Source organism: Elusimicrobium sp. An273 (genome assembly GCF_002159705.1).
Lineage (GTDB): Bacteria > Elusimicrobiota > Elusimicrobia > Elusimicrobiales > Elusimicrobiaceae > Avelusimicrobium > Avelusimicrobium gallicola.
Genome location: NZ_NFJD01000002.1, coordinates 61,803 through 80,118 on the forward strand (window position 1 = coordinate 61,803; position 18,316 = coordinate 80,118).

16 protein-coding genes are annotated in these 18,316 nt (G+C 52.1%); 12 read left to right on the top strand and 4 right to left on the bottom strand.

The features are described 5' to 3' along the window. Nucleotides 1–20: 20 nt before the first annotated feature. The 4 genes from pnp to B5F75_RS07350 all read right to left on the bottom strand — a co-directional run bounded on the left by pnp (nucleotide 21) and on the right by B5F75_RS07350 (nucleotide 5,016). Nucleotides 21–2,132, bottom strand: a complete 2,112-nt coding sequence (pnp, locus tag B5F75_RS03010) for a polyribonucleotide nucleotidyltransferase (RefSeq protein ID WP_087287765.1) — start codon at nucleotides 2,130–2,132, stop codon at nucleotides 21–23. Nucleotides 2,133–2,138: 6 nt separating this feature from the next. Beyond that, entirely contained in the window at nucleotides 2,139–2,408 is a 270-nt protein-coding gene (rpsO, locus tag B5F75_RS03015; RefSeq protein WP_087287768.1) for a 30S ribosomal protein S15, read from the bottom strand. A 284-nt stretch (nucleotides 2,409–2,692) separates the two neighbouring features. Then, entirely contained in the window at nucleotides 2,693–4,648 is a 1,956-nt protein-coding gene (locus tag B5F75_RS03020; protein WP_087287774.1) for a hypothetical protein, read from the bottom strand. Nucleotides 4,649–4,845: 197 nt separating this feature from the next. Then, entirely contained in the window at nucleotides 4,846–5,016 is a 171-nt protein-coding gene (locus B5F75_RS07350) for a hypothetical protein (RefSeq protein ID WP_158093760.1), read from the bottom strand. Between the two features lie 204 nt (nucleotides 5,017–5,220). On the opposite strand from B5F75_RS07350, the gene hydE reads away from it, so the two are divergent. The 12 genes from hydE (at nucleotide 5,221) to tyrS (ending at nucleotide 18,312) form a co-directional block, all read left to right on the top strand. Continuing rightward, complete coding sequence (hydE, locus tag B5F75_RS03025; RefSeq protein ID WP_087287777.1) at nucleotides 5,221–6,270, top strand: [FeFe] hydrogenase H-cluster radical SAM maturase HydE; 1,050 nt, start codon at nucleotides 5,221–5,223, stop codon at nucleotides 6,268–6,270. A 114-nt stretch (nucleotides 6,271–6,384) separates the two neighbouring features. Continuing rightward, a complete protein-coding gene (ppdK, locus tag B5F75_RS03030) occupies nucleotides 6,385–9,180 on the top strand; it encodes a pyruvate, phosphate dikinase (protein WP_087287780.1) in 2,796 nt (931 codons plus the stop codon). A 207-nt stretch (nucleotides 9,181–9,387) separates the two neighbouring features. Next, a complete protein-coding gene (locus B5F75_RS03035; RefSeq protein ID WP_087287783.1) occupies nucleotides 9,388–10,782 on the top strand; it encodes a hypothetical protein in 1,395 nt (464 codons plus the stop codon). Between the two features lie 132 nt (nucleotides 10,783–10,914). After that, on the top strand, nucleotides 10,915–11,421 hold the full coding sequence (locus B5F75_RS03040) for an ankyrin repeat domain-containing protein (RefSeq protein WP_087287786.1): 507 nt from the start codon (nucleotides 10,915–10,917) through the stop codon (nucleotides 11,419–11,421). Nucleotides 11,422–11,550: 129 nt separating this feature from the next. Further along, on the top strand, nucleotides 11,551–11,895 hold the full coding sequence (locus B5F75_RS03045; RefSeq protein WP_143351236.1) for a hypothetical protein: 345 nt from the start codon (nucleotides 11,551–11,553) through the stop codon (nucleotides 11,893–11,895). A gap of 408 nt (nucleotides 11,896–12,303) precedes the next feature. Beyond that, entirely contained in the window at nucleotides 12,304–12,897 is a 594-nt protein-coding gene (gmk, locus tag B5F75_RS03050) for a guanylate kinase (RefSeq protein ID WP_087287792.1), read from the top strand. A gap of 20 nt (nucleotides 12,898–12,917) precedes the next feature. Then, nucleotides 12,918–13,214 (top strand): hypothetical protein, encoded by a 297-nt coding sequence (locus B5F75_RS03055; protein ID WP_087287794.1) that lies wholly within the window; start codon nucleotides 12,918–12,920, stop codon nucleotides 13,212–13,214. A 2-nt stretch (nucleotides 13,215–13,216) separates the two neighbouring features. Next, a complete protein-coding gene (locus B5F75_RS03060; protein WP_087287797.1) occupies nucleotides 13,217–14,107 on the top strand; it encodes a uracil-DNA glycosylase in 891 nt (296 codons plus the stop codon). Between the two features lie 3 nt (nucleotides 14,108–14,110). Next, nucleotides 14,111–16,081, top strand: a complete 1,971-nt coding sequence (gene priA, locus B5F75_RS03065; protein ID WP_087287802.1) for a replication restart helicase PriA — start codon at nucleotides 14,111–14,113, stop codon at nucleotides 16,079–16,081. Nucleotides 16,082–16,090: 9 nt separating this feature from the next. Further along, entirely contained in the window at nucleotides 16,091–16,660 is a 570-nt protein-coding gene (locus B5F75_RS03070; protein WP_087287804.1) for a DUF805 domain-containing protein, read from the top strand. A gap of 63 nt (nucleotides 16,661–16,723) precedes the next feature. After that, nucleotides 16,724–17,050, top strand: a complete 327-nt coding sequence (locus tag B5F75_RS03075) for a DUF805 domain-containing protein (protein WP_087287807.1) — start codon at nucleotides 16,724–16,726, stop codon at nucleotides 17,048–17,050. A gap of 101 nt (nucleotides 17,051–17,151) precedes the next feature. Next, a complete protein-coding gene (gene tyrS, locus B5F75_RS03080; protein WP_087287810.1) occupies nucleotides 17,152–18,312 on the top strand; it encodes a tyrosine--tRNA ligase in 1,161 nt (386 codons plus the stop codon). Nucleotides 18,313–18,316 lie beyond the last annotated feature (4 nt).

Here is an 18,316-nt window from a genome sequence, read left to right on the forward strand (position 1 = left end):
GGGGATAACAGCGTGTGAAACTATTTGAGCAAGGCTTTTCTGGAAAGTCTTACTTTTCCGTTATTGTCAATTTCCACGCATTTTACTTCCACAATGTCGCCGAGTTTTAACACGTCTTCGACTTTGTTGATGCGGTGTTTTTCAATTTCGGAAATGTGCAACAGTCCGTCCTTGCCGGGCAAGATTTCCACAAACGCGCCGAAAGGCTGAATGGAGACTACTTTCCCTTTGTAAATTTTGTTTACTTCGGGTTCCGCGGTCATCATTTCAATTTCGGCTTTGGCCTGATCCAAGCGGTCGCTGTTGGCGGCGGCAATGGTTACAATGCCGTCTTCGGCGATGTCAATCTTGGCTTCGGTGGATTCGGTGATGCGTTTGATGTTCTTGCCGCCGGGGCCGATTAAGGCGCCGATTTTGTCCACCGGGATTCTCATTTTGTAGATGATCGGAGCGAAGCGGGAAATGTTCTTTCTCGGTTCGGCGATCGTTTTTTCCATGTGATCCATGATGAACATGCGGCCTTGGGTGGCTTGGGAAATGGCCTGGCGCAAAACGTCCAGCGGGATGCCGGTTTTGAGTTTTACGTCCATCTGGAAGGCCGTAATCCCTTTGCGCGAACCGGTCAGTTTAAAGTCCATATCGCCCAAGTGGTCTTCCAAGCCCATAATATCGGACAGCACTACAAATTTGCCTTCGCCGGAGATGGCGCCCATCGCAATGCCGGAGCAGGCCGATTTCATCGGTACGCCCGCATCAAACAGGGCCAAAGATCCGCCGCAGACGCTGGCCATGGAGGAAGAACCGTTGGATTCCATGATGTCGGACACCACGCGAATCGTGTACGGGAATTCTTCTTCGCTGGGGATAAGCGGCATTAACGCGCGGCGAGCCAGTTCCCCGTGGCCGATTTCGCGGCGGCCCGGAGAGCGATCTGGCTTGCATTCGCCCGTGGCAAAGCCCGGGAAGTTGTAGTGCAGCATAAAGCGTTCGTAGGTGGTGTCGTCCAACCCTTCCACCATTTGCTGGTCATCGGGGGTGCCCAATGTGGCAACCGCCAAAGACTGGGTTTGCCCGCGGGTGAACAAGGCGGAACCGTGGGCGCGGGGCAAGAGGCCGACCATAGAGCTCAAGGGTCTGATTTCGTCGGGTTTGCGGCCGTCCACGCGCACGCCTTCGTGCAGCACCAGGTTGCGGGATTCTTCATACATGATGTTTTCCAGCGCGATGCCCGCATACACGGCGGCGTTTTCGCCGTAATTCGGGGTCAGCTCTTCGGTAAACGAAGCTTTCAGCTGAGCTACCTGCGTATCGCGGGTTTGCTTGTCGGAAAACGCATGCAGAATTTTTTTGGCTTCTTCGCGGAATTTGCCGTTGGCCAGATCCGCCACTTCCTGCGGCAGTTTTTCCACGACGTATTCAAATTTCGGTTTGCCGGCCATTTCGCGCAGTTTCATTTGCGCGGCGCACATTTTGTCAATTTCCGGCTTGGCAATTTCCATCGCTTTGATGATGGCTTCTTCTTCTACTTCTTTGGCACCGCCTTCCACCATCAGCAGCCCCTGCGCGGAACCGGCAATGACCAAGTCCATATCGCAGGATTCCTGTTCTTTTTTGGTGGGGTTGACGATGTACTGCCCGTCTTTGCGGCCGATGCGCACGGCGGCTACGGGTTCGTTGAAAGGAATGGAAGAAATGACCAGCGCGGCGGACGAAGCCAGTACGGATAATACATCGGCGTCGTGTTTATCGTCGCTGGAGATAACCATCGCCGTTACGTTGGTTTCGCAGGCGAAACCTTCCGGGAAAATGGGGCGGATGGTGCGGTCAATAATACGGGAAGACAGCGTTTCTTTCTTGCTGGCGCGGCCTTCGCGTTTGAAAAAACCGCCGGGGATTTTGCCCGCGGCGTAGGTTCTTTCTTTGTAATTGACGGTAAGAGGCGTAAAATCGGAGATACCCGGTTTTTGCTCTTTCGTGGAAACGGCGGTAGCCAGCACCATGGTTTCCCCCAAGGTGGCCACTACAGCCCCGTCGGACTGTTTGGCGATTAAGCCGGTTTCCAGCTTAATGGTTTGTCCGCCGACGGTTACTTCCACATTGTGAATATCAAATTTGTGGTTGAAATTTTGCATTAGAGGTTATTTCCTTAATTTAAGTTCTTGGGTTACTTTTTGGTATTTTTCAAAGTCGGTTCTTTTGAGGTAGGCGAGCAAGCGTCTTCTTTGGCCGACCAATTTGTTAAGCCCTCTTTCGCCCGCAAAATCTTTCGGGTTGGCTTTGAGGTGGTTGGAAATATACTGAATGCGTTCCGTGATGAGCGCAATTTGTACGGCGGCAGAGCCGGTATCATTAGCGCTGGATTGGAATTTGCTGATGATGTCTTTTCTGTCTTGCATCGAAAGTACCATTGTTTTGTACACTTAGATTGTATTCTGCCGACCAAGCATTCCTTATCCCAAGGGATACCGAGCCGGAGGCCAATCTTCTCCTATGTTTAATTTTTATACTTACTTAAAGTACATATTTATTATACCAAATAAAAAGGATAAAGAACACGCCCGGTGCTCTTTATCCTTTCTGTTGTTTATACTATAGCAAATTTGGAGCGTTTTTTCCTGCTTATCTGACGCCCCCAACACATAAAAACGGAGCCCCCGCAAAAGAGGGCTCCGTTTGGCGTTCGGTTAAAATGTTAGTTTTTCCCCTGCCCTTTTTTTACCAGGCGCTGCAGCTGGAGTTCCAAAAGGTCAGCCGATACAAGCCCGCTGGCGCGGAGTTCGCTGATTTCTTGCTGCAATTCCGCTACCGAGGCGTCCATCCCCCAGCGTTCTCTAAGCGAAGGAATCAGCCTTTCCACAATCAGGTGCCCCTCTTCGTAAAAGTATTCGTTGGGGTGCATGCGGCAGTAGGTAAGGAACTTGGCCACATCGTTGTACTTTTTATAGAGCTTGTTAAACGTTTGAATGCGGACGTTTAATTGGGCCGTTTCCCGCGGGGCCAAGGCTTTAAGCAGCGGGTTTTGAATATCGGTATGAAGCGCTTTTACGTCCGCCTGTTTGATTTCCCCTTTGTCTAAGAGTTGCTTGGCCTCGTCCAAACGCTGGGCCGTTTGGCGGAGATAATTTTGCGCCAGCGGCAGCAGAATTTCGTGCGCTTGCCGCGCCGCCGGGCCTTTGGCGTCCAGCGTGCGAAGGGTATTGTCAAACAGTACGCCTTCTCTGTACCGGGCAAGCACTTGGGCGTAGTCGGTATTTTCCGTAAGGGTGCGGGGATTCCCGGCCGCGCGGGGCAAAGCGGCGTTTTTCTGCGCAGCCCACCACTTAAGCATGCTTAAGGTTTGCTGCGGGGTCGCGTTGGCGGTGCCCAACAGATATAAGGTTTGGCCGGTTTTGTCGCTGGACAATTTGCCGGACAGCCCTTTGCGGATGTCGGCCGCCATGCCGTCAAAAAATGCTTTTTGGGGAGGTTTGTTGTAGTTTAAGAAGATTTTTACCAGTTCTTCGTCGCTAAAGGTGGCCAGCCATTTGCCGGTGAAATTCGTCCAGGCCGTAAGCGGGATGCTGCCCTGAATGGGTTTGCCAATGGAAAGCACCACTTGTTTGAGCGGCCGCAAGTGCACGGGGAGCGTATTGCTTTTGGCTTCATCCAGCAAATTGTAAAAATTGATGGCCACTTGCTGTTCCTTGAGCGTTTTGTTGGCCAGAAAACGGGGCAGCTGACCGTTGTGGGAGGTCATCCATAACTTGGTGTCAATGACGGTCAAGACTTTATCCGTCCCGGTTCGTTCCAAAATGTCCGTTATATTTCTGATATTGAGCGTAGGATTATCCTGCGCAAATTGTTTGTAGAACATCGTGCTGTAGAGGTGTTCCGTGCGCGGCACCATGTAGCTGGTTTGTTTGGACGGATTGTAATAAAAGAATTCTTTGTCCAAGTTTTTAAACGTGTTTAGCAAGAGGGCTCTTTCGTTGGGGCTGCAGCGCATGGAGAGGATTTCTTTATAAGAAGGCATTAAAGATTCCAACGCTTCCATCCCCGTGCGGAAAGAGAACAAATCCTGAATGTCGGGATTTACTTGGTTTTCCGCCATGGCGTCTTGCTGGAAAATTTGCCGGTTGATGGCGGATTCTACGGCGGACATATTTTGAAAATTCTCTTCAATTTGGGCGTTTTTCATGCGGTTGGGCGCGGGCAAATCCTGCTGCGTATTTTTCAAAATACGGTCTTCGCCGGTTCTTTTTGTTTTGGGAGTTTTGGGCAGGACGTCCGTGCTGTAAAATTCTTTGACGGATTTTTTCCACATTTCTTTCGGGGTCAGAAAATACTGATCGTTTTTGTTCGGCACGTTTTCCACCGACTCCAAAATAACCATAGAATTGTCTTGCAGGGCCGCGCCGGCTGCCGGGGCCGCCGAGGAAGCCGCCGCCGAAGGAGAAACGAGTTTGGACGCTTCCGCCGCCTGTTTTGCGGCTTGGGGAACTACGGCCGGGGGCGCGGGTTTGGCCATTTTTTCGGCATTTTTGGAGCCAAAGAACCCTTTTAACAATTTGGTAAACGTATTGGCCTGCGCCGGCGCGGCGTTAATGCCCGCCATGCACACAAATAAAGAAATCAATAGAATTTTGGCTGTTTTGCGGCGAGGATTCATATATTTAGCAACCTCTAATGTTTAATTTATGTCTATACTTCTTTATTATAATAAGAATCTTAGTGCTTTGTTACAAGGGTCTAAAGACCTAACTAAGCCTAGGCCTTGCCTGCGTGCCGCTAAAAAGCCATAAAAAACGCCCGCCGGAGATATAGCGGGCGAAGGGTGTTCTTGTAGGAGAGATAGAAACACACTTTTTAAAAAACATACCCCAAATGAAGCGCAGCGTAACGCTCGGTATTGTAGAGCTCCAGATCGGATAGGGTGTGGAAATCTCTAAACTCCCGGCTGATCCAAGCAAATTCCCGATCCAGGCGCTGCTTTTTAATCAGCTGGGTGGCTACGGTTTTTTGTAATGCGGTATTCATACAGCGCCTCCTTGCGTTAAATTTGTCCTGCTTGATATTAATAAGATAGCGTTTTCGTCGTAAAAATAACAGGGTCGTTGGGCCCAAGGGCCCAGGAAATTTGGGCCCAGCTTTTTGGGGTTGCTTGTCCCATTTTTATTTTTCCCCCGGGCCCATTCTTTTTTGGGCCTTTGGGCCTATCTTTTTATTTGATATACTTCCTATATGCAAACGCTGGATGATTGGACGCAAAAATATCTCTCCCGCCCGCCGCTCACGCGCGGCGATATTCTGCCGCTTCTTTCCCTGTCCGACCCGGCCCCTCTGTTTCGGAAGGCCGATTCGATCCGCCGCCGGTTTGTGGGGGACGGCGTGTACCTGCGCGCGCTGATTGAATTTTCCAACTATTGCAAAAACGATTGTATGTACTGCGGCATTCGCCGCTCCAACGCCCAAGCCGTGCGCTACCGGATGACGCCGAACGAAATAACCCATACCGCCCGCCAGGCGGTAGCGGCCGGATATAAAACGGTGGTGCTCCAATCGGGTGAAGACCTTTGGTTTGACGCGGATAAAATGAGCGATATCATCCGCCGCATTAAAAATTTGGGCGCGGCCGTTACGCTAAGCCTGGGCGAAAAGACGCGCGAAGAATACGCCGCTTACCGCAAAGCCGGTGCCGACCGCTACCTGCTGCGCATTGAAACGACCGACAAAAACCTCTACGAAAAGTTGGATCCGGCCATGAGCTGGGACAACCGCGTGCGCTGTTTGGAAGATTTAAAAGAACTGGGCTATGAAGTAGGATCCGGCTCGTTGGTAGGGCTGCCGGGGCAGACCTTGGAAAGCCTGGCGGAAGATTTGCTGTTTTTTAAATCCCTGCCGGTGGACATGGCCGGCATCGGCCCGTTTATCCCCCACCCGCATACGCCGCTTGCGCAGGAAAAGGCGGACGGCCATTTTGAGCTTTCGCTTAAAATGATGGCCATTATGCGCCTGATGCTGCCGGACATCAATATCCCGGCCACCACCGCCATGGAAACGCTCCACCCCCAAGGGCGGCTGTTGGCCTTGCAATGCGGGGCCAACGTCATTATGCCAAACGTTACGGCGGAAACCTTCTGCAAGAATTACGAACTCTACCCCGGCAAGCCGCACCCGGGCGCCCGCGCCGCCGCGGCCTGGCAGGAGCAGCTGGCCTCCATCGGGCGCAGCGTTTCGGCGGGGTACGGCTTTCACGGGGACTACCTCAAAGAACAGCGCGCCGCCCGCTGAGCTTCCCCCTGCAGAAAAAATTTCCTTTTCTTTTGGAAATGTATTACAATATAGAGGACAAAACGGACTTTCCGTCCGTTGGGATTATTTTTTGTATTGGAGAGACGACCGCATATGGTAAAAAAGACCGTTAAAAAAGCGGCAAAAACCGCCGCTAAAAAGGCCGTAAAAAAAGCAGTAAAATATGTCTACTCGTTTGGAGCGGGTAAAGCCGAAGGAAACGGCAAAATGAAAGAGTTGTTGGGCGGCAAAGGTGCCAACTTAGCCGAAATGGCCGGCCAATTAAAACTCCCCGTCCCCCCCGGATTTACGATTACCACCGAAGTCTGCACCTATTATTGGAACAACAAACGCACCTATCCCAAAACGTTGAAAGCCGACGTGGAAGCCAACCTCAAGAAAATTGAACGCGAAACCAAAAAACAGTTCGGTTCCGAAAAGAACCCGCTGTTGGTGTCCGTCCGTTCCGGTGCGCGCGCTTCTATGCCGGGTATGATGGAAACGATTTTAAACATCGGTCTTACCGAAAAAACCATTCCCGGCATGATTGCCAAAACCGGCGACGCCCGCTTTGTCTACGATGCGTACCGCCGCCTGATTATGATGTATTCCGACGTTGTGATGGAAAAAGCCGCCGGCATTGAACCCAAAGACGGCGAAGGCATCCGCAAAATTTTGGACGGCATGCTGGAAGAGTTGAAAAACAAACTCGGCGTGTCGGACGATACGCACATTCCGGCCGAAGAACTGCAGAAACTGTGCGTGCAGTTTAAAGCCACCGTCAAAAAAGTACTCAAAAAAGACTTTCCGGACGACCCCATGGAACAGCTCTGGGGCGCCATCGGTGCGGTGTTTGCCTCCTGGAACGGCAAACGCGCCATTGCCTACCGCAACATTGAAAACATCCCGCACGACTGGGGTACCGCCGTCAACGTACAGACGATGGTATTTGGCAATATGGGCGACACCAGCGCCACGGGCGTGGCATTTACCCGCAACCCCGGCACCGGCGACAGCCACTTCTACGGCGAATACTTAATCAACGCCCAGGGCGAAGACGTGGTGGCCGGTATCCGCACCCCCTCTCCGATGAACAAATGGTCTGCCAATGCGCATTCCAAACACCTGCCCACCTTGGAAAAAGTAATGCCCAAAGTGTATAAGGAATTGGACGCCATCCAGAAAAAGCTGGAAAAACATTTCCACGATATGCTGGATATTGAATTTACCATTGAAGACCAAAAACTCTGGATGCTGCAGTGCCGCGTAGGCAAGAGAAACGGCACCGCGGCCGTGCAGATGGCGCTGGATATGGTCAAAGAAAGACTGATCAGCAAAGAAGAAGCCGTCCTGCGCGTAACGCCCACCCAGCTGGGCGAACTGCTGCTGCCGGCCATTGACCCCAAAGCCGAAGCGGGCGTGAAGCCCATTGCGCAAGGCTTGCCGGCGGGCCCCGGCGGCGCGGCGGGTAAAATTGTATTTAACTCGTTAGACGCCATTAAACTGCAGGAAGCGGGCCAAAACGCCATTTTGGTGCGCGAAGAAACCAACCCCGAAGACATTGAAGGCATGCGCGCGGCGGCGGGTATTTTAACCCAGCGCGGCGGCATGACCTCGCACGCGGCTTTGGTGGCGCGCGGCTGGGGTAAATGCTGCATTGTGGGCTGCGGCGAATTGGAAATCAATTTGAATGCCAAAACCGTCAAAATGGGCGGCAAAACCTTTAAAGAAGGCGACGAGCTGACCTTAAACGGTACCAAAGGCTACGTGTATGAAGGCGCGCTGAAGATGTTGGCCGCGGGCGAAGGAAACAAAAACTTGGCGGCTTTTCTCGCGCTGTGCGATAAAGTGCGCACGATGAAAGTGCGCGCCAACGCCGATACGGAAGAAGACGCCATTAAAGCCCGCAAATTCGGCGCCGAAGGGATTGGGCTGTTCCGCATTGAACACATGTTCTACGGCAAAAATTCCGACAAACCCTTGTTCATCCTGCGCAAGATGATTCTTTCCGGCAGCGAAGAAGAACGCAAAGCCGCCGTGGAAGAACTCTTCCCGTATATGAAAAAGGAAATCAAAGCCACGATGAAGGCCATGGCCGGTTTCGGCGTTACCGTGCGCTTGATGGATCCGCCGCTGCACGAATTTGTGCCCACTTTGCCCGAAAAACAGGCCGAATTGGCCAAAGCGCTGGGCATCACGATGGACGTATTCAAAGACCGTGCCGCCAGCCTGCACGAAGTCAACCCGATGATGGGGCACCGCGGCATTCGCTTGGGTGTAACCTATCCGGAAATTACCACCATGCAGTCCCGCGCCATTTTTGAATCCGCGGCCGAACTGATTAAAGAAGGCGTCAAAGCCCAGCCGGAAGTAATGATTCCGCTGACCTGCGACGTAAACGAAATCATCAGTCAGAAGAAGCTCATCCGCGCCGCTTACGATGAAGTCGTGGCCAAAACGAAAGTCAAAAAGCTCAACTTCTCCGTGGGGACGATGATTGAAATCCCCCGTGCGGCGGTGTTGGCCTATGAGGTGGCCCAGGAAACGGACTTCTTCTCTTTCGGCACCAACGACCTGACGCAGATGACCTTTGGCTTCTCGCGCGACGATATCGGCTCTTTCCTGCCCGAATACTTAAAACAGGGTATTTTGGAAGCCGATCCGTTCCAAACGCTGGATCAGCGCGGGGTAGGGATGCTCATTGAGCACGCCGTTGCCGAAGGGCGCGACGCCAAACCGAACCTAAAAGTAGGTATCTGCGGCGAGCACGGCGGAGACCCCGAAAGCGTGGAATTCTGCCACCGCGAAGGGTTTACGTATGTGTCCTGCTCGGCGTTCCGCGTGCCGATCGCCCGCTTGGCCGCCGCACAGGCTGCCGCCAAAGACGTGTTGGCTAAAAAACGCAAATAATCAGTTGGTTTAAATCCTTGCCGGGGCCTTTAAAAAGGCCCCGGTTTTTTGTTTTCTCTGCCGCCCACGGGCAGGGCGGGATTGTAATTGTTCCTTGAAAAATACCACTTTAGATATTAAAATATAAGGGTAAGATAAAAATATGAAAGGATCCTTTCAGTATTTTTAGCTGTTTTTTGTTTTATCATTATTTATAAGGAACAGAATATGAAAAAAATATTCGTTTTGTTGCTTTTTTGCTTATGTGCCTGTATGCCGGCCCATGCGTGGGTGTTTCTGCAATCGGTGCAGGAGAATAAAAACACCAGCGTGTTGCTGCCCAAAATTATCAACCGGCAGGCGCACATACGGGTGTGTATGGATCTGTTAGACCAAAACAGCCGACCGAGTTCCAACCCGTCCACCGCCAACGAAAATTCCGACACCTATCAGAAAATCCGCCCGATTATTGAATCCAGCTATCAAATGTGGATGGATACTTTGCGCAACACCATTCAAAGCTCCGGGCGAAGTGCGGAATTTGCGGATGTCCTTTCACTGTTGCCCAAGAAAAAACTTACTTTTGAATTTATTAACCCGGATTTGTCGCCCTGTGTAGACGATAAAGCGCAGGATCTGTACGTTCGGGTGGTGCCTGGCGTCCAGGCGCCCGGCGCGGCGGCTTATGTGCGCGTGCATAACAATTTGGTCGCCATGACGCTGGACAAGTGGGATGTTTATTCTCCGGAGGAACTCCGAGGGCATGTCCTGCACGAAATCGGGCATACTTTTGGTTTGGGCGATATGTATCAGTCCAGCGCCAAAAAGAGCTACAACAGCCGCACCTACACCACGGCGGACATTCAACCCCTGTGGGAAACCGCCGCCTGTATGAATGACAGCTGCAACGGATATACGAAAAGAGTCCCCTATTCCGAAACGCAGGCGGTGTGGGATGAAGCGCGCGGGGGCTTTAGATCCATTTCCAAGTCCCGCTATAAAACGGTTTTTGTAGAAAATTCCGCCGAAAAGCTGACTTGCGACGATATGGATGGTCTAGTCAACTTGCTGGATTATTATTTCCCTGAAAAAATGTCCAAGCGGCGCACGGAAGGGTGGCTGAGTTTTTGCCGCGACAAAAACCTGGCGTATGCCTATTCGCTGCCGTTTACGGTAACGCCCGAGGAAAAAGCGGCTTTTGCCCAATTTGTCAAAAAAGGGCGCCTGGGGCTTTCCCCCTTAATCGGCAAGACGGAATTTTTGGCCAATTATACCAAAAACATTGTAAACGGCACGGCGCCGACGGGATACTCCTTGCGCCGCAAACAGTTGCAGCAGCAGGCCAAGCAGGAACTTTCTCAAGCCGTAGTAGGAAATCAAAAGCCTGCCGCCGCAGCGCCTACCGTACCCGATGAATGCCCTGTATGCCACAAGCCTTTGCGGGGAACGGATGCCATCCGTTTGTGCGACCGGGATTCAAAACGCCGTATTCGGGGCGGTTGCGTCTATCTTCACAGAGGCTGCAAAGGCAATTTGGGAAACCCAGATGCTTTGAAGAGTTTTTTAAAAACGGTGGATCCCAAATATGTAGGCCATTCGGAGAAGACACGTGTTGCTTTCTAAAAAACCCCGCTTATGAAGCGGGGTTTTTCGTTCGGTCGATTCAGCAGCAAACGGACTGACCGTCTGAAAAGAGTTGACAGTACGCCTGCTATTTAAGTAAAGTAACCCTAGCTTGTGGGGAGGTGTGTCCTTATGTGTGGGTGGCTTGGTATTTTGCTGGTGGTGGTGATAGCCGCGGGGATTTGGTATTTTTTCCCCCGCCGGCAGGCGTTGTATGCCGGGGTAAATCCGCCCATTATTGAATTTTTAACTACCGAGCTAAAGCGTTTTCCTCTGCACCAAGCGGTATTTCAGAATGACGTGGCAGCCGTACAGCAGCTGTTAAAAGAAGGGCATTCTATTGAAGAAGAAACCGACGACGGCCAAACCGTACTGCATATCGCGGCGGAATGCGGGCTGGAAGAAATGTGCCGGTTCGTTATCAAACAGGGTGTGAAAGTGGACTCTTTGGACAATTTTGGCGGAACGGCGCTGCATGCTGCGGCGGCCTGCCAAAACGGGGTGGGCGTGATACGCGTGCTGATAGAAAACGGGGCCGATGCGCATCTGAAAGACGCCGCCGGCATGACGCCGGGTGCACTGGCGGAAAAATACAAACATTTTAAAATTGCGGCTTACTTAAAACTGCGCGGCGACTAAACAGGTACACCCCTGGTAAACAGACAAAATTTTATTGTAATATCTATATTACTCTGTAAATTGGAAGGCGGCAAATACAAGGAAGCGCTTTCGTCTTGCTCTAAGGCGTATGAACTTTATCAAAAAAACATGGCCTACGCCAAACAGCATAAGGTAGCCGTTCGCGCGGCGGTGGCGTCGTCCAATATGCCTTTTATTACCGATCCCATTATTTTGTTCCCGGATCTGCAGGAAGACGTAATTTTTGCCCGCGTGATGAAAGGCGATTTAAAGCTTTCCCAAGCGTTAAAAGAAAACGCCTCGTTAACCGGGCAGGGCGGCCTGATTGGATTCTTGCGCGGCGCCAACAAACGGATGCCCAATGCGTTTTCGTACGTGACGGAATCTTTCCGCAACTGGAAAGGCTGTTCAAAAGCTTTGGCGGAAGCCCAATCCGAAGTGGCGGTAGATCCGGCGCAGTTCTGTGTAAAATAATAAGACCGGTTTATCACAAAAAGCCTTCCCTTGAGCGGGGAAGGCTTTTTTATGGGCTCATTTAGAGAAGAATGGGCCGTTTGGCTCATTTTTTTCTAGGTCTTTTTTCTGTTCCCCCTTGGGCCCAAAGGCCCTTTTTTTTATTCTCCCAAAGAGCCATACTGTGTATATACAGGAGGCAACTTATGCAACTATCCGCCGACAACTTTTTAATTATGAGTATGGAATTTATCGCCGTTTCTTCCCAAGGTTCCCAAGCGCCGTTTTTATCTTAATTCTCGCAGTATCTCCTTTTCCGCCTGTCTTTCAAAGACAGGCGGTTTTTTGCCCAAGGCGCGCAAACAGAAAAAACAGATTTTTAAGCCCTTTTCTCTTTACGACTTCGGGATTATTTACTAAAATATAACAATGAAAGCTTTTCCCATAATTGTATCCTCTCCGTCCGGCGCCGGCAAGACGACGATCGTGGACGCGGTGCTCAAGCGCAACAAAACCGTTTCCCGCGTGATTACCGCCACCACCCGCGCCCCCCGCACCGGGGAAAAAGACGGCGTGGATTATTTATTTTGGAGCATTAAGCAGTTTGAACAGGCCATTAAAAAAGGTCAAATGCTGGAATGGGCGCAGGTGCATACGCACTACTACGGTATTCCCAAAAAATCGGTGGACAGCCTGATGAAAAAAGGCATTTGCCCGATTTTGGTGATTGACGTGCAAGGCGCCCGCACCGTAAAAGCGCAATATCCGGACGCGGCAATGGTGTTTATCGTGCCGCCCAGCTTAAAAGAGCTTAAAAAGCGCATTTTGGGCCGCAACGACAATACGCAGGATATTGAGCTGCGTTTGGAAACGGCCAAAAAAGAAATGCTGGAGCTGGATCATTACGATTACGCCCTGCTTAATGACGATTTGGAAGAAGCCGTAGACAATATGGCCGGCATTATTGCCGCGGAGCAATGCCGTGTAAGCCGGCAGGATTTAAAAATTAAAAACCTGAAGTAACAAAGCGAGGGAGCGAGAATATGTCCGTAAAAAACGATAAAGAATTTGATGCCAAATTGATGAACTTTGACGGCGACCGCTACGACGTAGTGGTATTGGCGTCCATTTGGGCCAAGGAACTCAAGAAAAAAGACGAATATAAAAACCAGCCCAATGCGGTAGTCATCAAAGTGGCGTTGGACGATATCTTATCCAACCGCGTTTCCAAAGACGAAGTGCTTCGCATCAGCAAAGAAAACTTGGAAGCTGAATTAAAAGCCCAGGAAGAAGCCCGCAAAGAAGCGGAACGCAAAGCCAAAGAACCGATGAAACTGTAATTATGGCAAACGATTCGCTGCGCCGGCTGGCTGTAGAGTTTAAAAATTTTCTGGCCGCCCAGGACGAGGACGAATTTATTTCGGCGGCTGCGCCTTCCCGCGCGGCCGCTGTTGCGTCCGGCGCGCCGAAAGAGCCCTTGCCCCGCATGCCGGAAGGCGAAACGCTGACGGTAGAATTTCCGCGGGCCCAGCAGGCCGCCGCAGCCGTGCAGCCGGAGCCTGTTTCCGTTACCGATGTTTCTGCTTCAGGAAATGTAATGAACACTGCCCAAAAAACGGCTGCCCTTGCGGAATTGGCCGAAACGATTAAAAACTGTACCCGCTGCCCGCTGGGCAGCACCCGCATTCACGCCGTTCCCGGCGAAGGAAACGTGGACGCCGAGCTGATGTTTGTGGGCGAAGGCCCCGGATACGACGAAGACCGCCAAGGCCGCCCGTTTGTGGGCCGCGCGGGCCAGCTGTTGGACAAAATGATTGCCGCCATGGGCCTTTCGCGCGAGCAGGTGTTTATTGCCAACATTGCCAAATGCCACCCGATGACCGATCCGCTCCACCCCGAAAAACACGGCAACGACCGCGCCCCAAACGCGGGCGAAATTGCCTGCTGCCGCAAATATATTGAACAGCAAATTGCCATTGTCTGCCCGAAATACGTGGTGGCCTTGGGCGGAGTATCCGCCAAGGCGCTGATTGCGGATGCCAAGTCGCTGGGCGCGCTGCGCGGCAAATTCTACGATTTACACCTAGACAGCGTAACCCTTCCCCGCCCCGTCCAGATTATAGCCACCTTCCACCCGGCCGCGCTCTTGCGCAACCCGGGCTGGAAAAAGGACGCTTGGATTGATTTGCAAATGGTCATGGCTAAACTGGGCCTAAAAGCCCCTCACAAATAAGTTATGTACTGCAAAGTAGTGTTTGACGTTCCGTTAGACCGCGATTTTGATTACGCCGTTCCGGCAGAATTGGAAAATAAAATAATGCCCGGGGTGCGCGTAACGGCGCCGTTTGGGCGGGTGCTGACGGGCGGCATGGTAACGTCCGTAAGCGAAATCTGCACCGCGCCAAAGGGTGTGACGCTAAAGGAAATTGCTTCCGTGGTAGACAAGCGGCCGCTTTTCGGTTCCGATTTATTCCCGCTGATGCGTTTTATGAAAGCCCAATGGGGCGGGCCGATCGGGCAGATTTTATTTTCGCTCGTTCCCCCTCAGCCCTATTTCAAATTGGATAACGCCCCCACTTCCGTTCATATAGACATCAAAACGCCTTCTATGCGCTTAACTCCCTGCCAGGAAACAGCCTTGCAAACGGTGCGCGCGTTTGCGGCGTACGAATTTCATCCGGTGCTTTTAAACGGCCCTTCCTATACGGGCAAGACCGAAACGGTGCTTCGCCTGGCGGGCGAGGTGCTGGCGGGCTACGGCCAAGTGCTTATCACCGTGCCCGACATCGCGGCGGCGCGGCAGTTTATCAGCGAAGCGGAAGAACGCTTTGGGGCGGACAATGTGTTTTGCTGGCACAGCCGGATGCTTTTAAGCAAAAAGAAAAAATACTTTTCCGCCGTTTCCAACGGCCTGCCCTGTGTGGTGATTGCCACGCGCTCCGGTGCGCTGCTGCCGTTTAAAAACCTGCGTTTGGCGGCCGTGTTGGATGAAGGGGACGATAATTATAAACAAGAAGAAAACAAACCCTATTATCACTTGCGCGAACTATTGATGTTCCGCGCCAAAATGCACGGGGCGGTGTTGTTGTTCGTGTCGGCTACGCCCAGTTTAGAGCTCTTGCAAAAAGTGCACCGGCAAGAAGTGGCGCAGCTTTCGTTTACGCAGGCGGTGCCGGGGCATGCGTTTACGCCGCAAATTAAACTGACGGATAAAAAAGGCGAAAAAAGCCGCTTTCTGTCCGATTTTTTGCTCGCCCAGCTGACGGAGAATTTACAGCGAAAAGAAACCTCCCTTTTAATTTTAAACCGCCGCGGCTATTCCAACGCGTATTATTGTTTAAATTGCGGCGCGTACGCCAAGTGCAAAAAATGCGGCGCCATTTTAGCGCGCGAAAATACGCCCGAGCACGGCGACCGCCTGGTCTGCAAAAAATGCGGCCATACCGAAACGCTGCAGCAGGAGTGCCCGCATTGCCATAACTTGATTTTTAAATCCCGCGGCGGCGGCACGCAAAAAGTGGTTACGGAGCTTGCCAAATTCTTTCCCAAAGCGCATTTGCTCCGCCTGGACTCCGATACCCTTAAAACCAAGGCCGGGCAGGGATTTGAAGCGTTAAACGCCCTTAAAAGCGGGCGGGCGGACATTATTGTGGGCACGCGGCTTGCGTCGGGCGCGTTGCGGGGCGCCAAAATTACGTTGGCGGCGGTGCTGGACGCCGAGTTGGAACTGGACGGGCCGGATTTCCGCGCTTCGGAAAAATACGGACAGATGCTTTTTGCCCTGCGCGGGCATTTGTCGGGCGTTTCCGACGGGCGGCTTATTATCCAGGCGGCCGATAAAGAAGCGTATGACTATGAGCACCTTTTTGCAGGCGATTACAACGCCGCTGCCCAAAGCGAGCTTGCCCTGCGGGAAAGTTTTGCCTATCCGCCTTACGTACACTTGGCCAAAATGCTGATTAAAGCCAAAGACGCCGATGTGCTGGCAGCCGAAACGGCGCGCATCAAACGCTTGGCGGCGCCGCTGGTTTGCCAGACGTTGGGGCCGGTGTGGTGCGCCAAAAAGACGGACGTTCTTAAAAAACAGTATTTGCTTTTTAAGACGGACGAAGCCCGCTGGCTGGAGCTGGTGGCCGCGCTGGACAGTTTTGTCCCGGTCAAAAAAGCGTCGGTCAAACTGTCAGCCGATCCCTATGATTTTTATTAAGGAGAAAAGATGAATTGGACGGATTTGTTTCGTTTTTCCCCCCGCGCGAGCCGGCAGGAATATGCCTTTGTTTCTTTGTGCACGCAAGGCATTTCGCTTCTTTTTTATGCGCTGCAGGGGCGCTTTGCCTCGGAGGGCCTTTCGTGGATTCAATTTATTTTGGCCTTGGCGTTTGGCTTTGTATCGGCCGTGTTATTGTGGGCGGTGTTTTGGGTAGGGCTGGCGGTTTCCTTCCGGCGGATGCATGATATGAATTTGTCCGGCCTGTGGTATGTGGGGTATTACGTGGCGGTGGTGTGCGTCGGAGTCGTATTTTCGGAAATCTGGTGGGTGGCTACGGTATTGGGCGTAGCGGCGATGCTGTTTTTATGTCTTAAAAAACCGTCTTCCTCCAACCGTTTCGCCGCGGCTGCACCGGCTTTTATGCCCGGGGTATTTTCCAAACGGGGCGTTTTTGCGGCCGCGGTAGTGGCCTGCATATTGCTGTCCGTCGGGCAAGTGGCGCTTTCGCGTTGGCAGCTTGCGTCCGCGCAAAAATCCTTCCCCGCCCGGCAAATTCAATCCGTTCCCGCCCGCTAACCTTTTTTTCCGCACACCAGAGACGGCAGGTTTGCTATACTGTATATACAAAAGGGGGTTCTTATGATAGGAAGAATGGGCCGATTAGGCTATTTTATCCGCTTGTGCATTTTAAGCGTACTGTATGGATTGGGCGTGCTGTTTTTTACCATGGGTGGAAAGGGGCAATCCCTAAATCCGGTGGCGCTGTTATTCTTGTTTTTGGGAAGCGGCATTTTGCTGGTTTCTTTTTTATCGTGGCTAAGCGCCACGGTGCGCCGGCTGCATGATATGGATTTTTCCGGCTGGTGGGTGTTGCTGGTGTGTTTGTTTCCCATTTTGGTTTTGGTGCTGTGCCTGTGGCCCGGCATACAGGGATATAACCGCTTTGGCCCGCCGATCCGGTACTAACAAACAAAATTTGAGCCGCCGCCCGCCGAAGAACCGGCGGGCGGTTTGGCGTGGTATATGGTAAAATATAAAAGATAACCCGTTTCGATGGAGAAAACAACATGACTGTGGAAGAACAAATTAATTTTTTAACGCGCGGCTGCGTGGACGTGGTAACCAAAGCCGACTTGGCCAAAAAACTGGAAAGCGGAAAAACGCTTAAGGTAAAACTCGGCTGCGACCCGACCAGCGCCGACCTGCACCTGGGGCACAGTGTGGCGCTTTCCCTGCTGCGCCGCTTTCAGGATTTGGGGCATAAAGCCGTGCTGGTCATTGGCGATTTTACCGCCGCCGTGGGCGACCCTTCCGGCCGCGATTCCACCCGCCCGGTTCTTCCGCGCGAGAAAATTTTGGAGAACGCTAAAACCTATACGGAGCAGGCATTTAAAGTGTTGGATCCGTCCAAAACGGAAATCCGTTTTAACAGCGAATGGCTGGAGCCGTTTGTCTCCGGCAAGGAATTGATGCAAACCCTGCAGAAAGTAACGGTGGCGCAGGTGTTGGAACGAGATGATTTTAAAAAACGGATGGCGGCCGGAAACCCGATCAGCATGCTGGAAGTGCTCTACAGCTTGTTTCAGGGGCAGGATTCCGTGGCGCTGGAAGCGGATGTGGAATTGGGCGGAACAGACCAAATTTTCAATTTGTTGGTAGGCCGCCAGCTGCAGAAAAACCACGGGCAGGAACCGCAGGTAGCCATTACGGTGCCGCTGTTGGTGGGATTGGACGGCGTGAAAAAGATGTCCAAGTCCTACGGCAACTATGTGGGATTAAACGACGAGCCGGGCGATATGTTTGGCAAGCTGATGTCTATTCCGGATGAACTGATGCCGATGTACTACGAACTGTTGACCTCGGAAAATATGCAGGACATAAAAGCCATGCACCCCATGGCCGCCAAGAAGAAACTGGCCGGCCTGTTGGTAACGCGTTTTCACGGGGAAGAAGCGGCGCGGGCGGCGTTGGAAAATTTTGAAAAAGTATTTTCCAAAAAAGAACTCCCCACCGATATGCCGGAATTTAAGCCCGAAGCCGGGGCGATGCTCTCGGCGGTCATTTTCGCGGCGGGTGCGGCACAAAGCAAAAATAAAGCCCGCGGGCTGATTGAACAGGGCGCTGTGCGGTTAAAAGGCGAAAAAGTAAGTGCGGACGGGCCTTTGTCCTTTGAACCGGGCGATGTGCTGCAGGTGGGCAAGCGCCACTTTTTTAAACTGGTAAAATAAAAAC

Bases quoted from the DNA above. Each gene is read 5' to 3' on its own strand.
- pnp (WP_087287765.1), bottom strand. From the start codon at position 2,132: ATGCAAAATTTCAACCACAAATTTGATATTCACAATGTGGAAGTAACC.
- rpsO (WP_087287768.1), bottom strand. From the start codon at position 2,408: ATGGTACTTTCGATGCAAGACAGAAAAGACATCATCAGCAAATTCCAA.
- B5F75_RS03020 (WP_087287774.1), bottom strand. From the start codon at position 4,648: ATGAATCCTCGCCGCAAAACAGCCAAAATTCTATTGATTTCTTTATTT.
- B5F75_RS07350 (WP_158093760.1), bottom strand. From the start codon at position 5,016: ATGAATACCGCATTACAAAAAACCGTAGCCACCCAGCTGATTAAAAAG.
- hydE (WP_087287777.1), top strand. From the start codon at position 5,221: ATGCAAACGCTGGATGATTGGACGCAAAAATATCTCTCCCGCCCGCCG.
- ppdK (WP_087287780.1), top strand. From the start codon at position 6,385: ATGGTAAAAAAGACCGTTAAAAAAGCGGCAAAAACCGCCGCTAAAAAG.
- B5F75_RS03035 (WP_087287783.1), top strand. From the start codon at position 9,388: ATGAAAAAAATATTCGTTTTGTTGCTTTTTTGCTTATGTGCCTGTATG.
- B5F75_RS03040 (WP_087287786.1), top strand. From the start codon at position 10,915: ATGTGTGGGTGGCTTGGTATTTTGCTGGTGGTGGTGATAGCCGCGGGG.
- B5F75_RS03045 (WP_143351236.1), top strand. From the start codon at position 11,551: ATGGCCTACGCCAAACAGCATAAGGTAGCCGTTCGCGCGGCGGTGGCG.
- gmk (WP_087287792.1), top strand. From the start codon at position 12,304: ATGAAAGCTTTTCCCATAATTGTATCCTCTCCGTCCGGCGCCGGCAAG.
- B5F75_RS03055 (WP_087287794.1), top strand. From the start codon at position 12,918: ATGTCCGTAAAAAACGATAAAGAATTTGATGCCAAATTGATGAACTTT.
- B5F75_RS03060 (WP_087287797.1), top strand. From the start codon at position 13,217: ATGGCAAACGATTCGCTGCGCCGGCTGGCTGTAGAGTTTAAAAATTTT.
- priA (WP_087287802.1), top strand. From the start codon at position 14,111: ATGTACTGCAAAGTAGTGTTTGACGTTCCGTTAGACCGCGATTTTGAT.
- B5F75_RS03070 (WP_087287804.1), top strand. From the start codon at position 16,091: ATGAATTGGACGGATTTGTTTCGTTTTTCCCCCCGCGCGAGCCGGCAG.
- B5F75_RS03075 (WP_087287807.1), top strand. From the start codon at position 16,724: ATGATAGGAAGAATGGGCCGATTAGGCTATTTTATCCGCTTGTGCATT.
- tyrS (WP_087287810.1), top strand. From the start codon at position 17,152: ATGACTGTGGAAGAACAAATTAATTTTTTAACGCGCGGCTGCGTGGAC.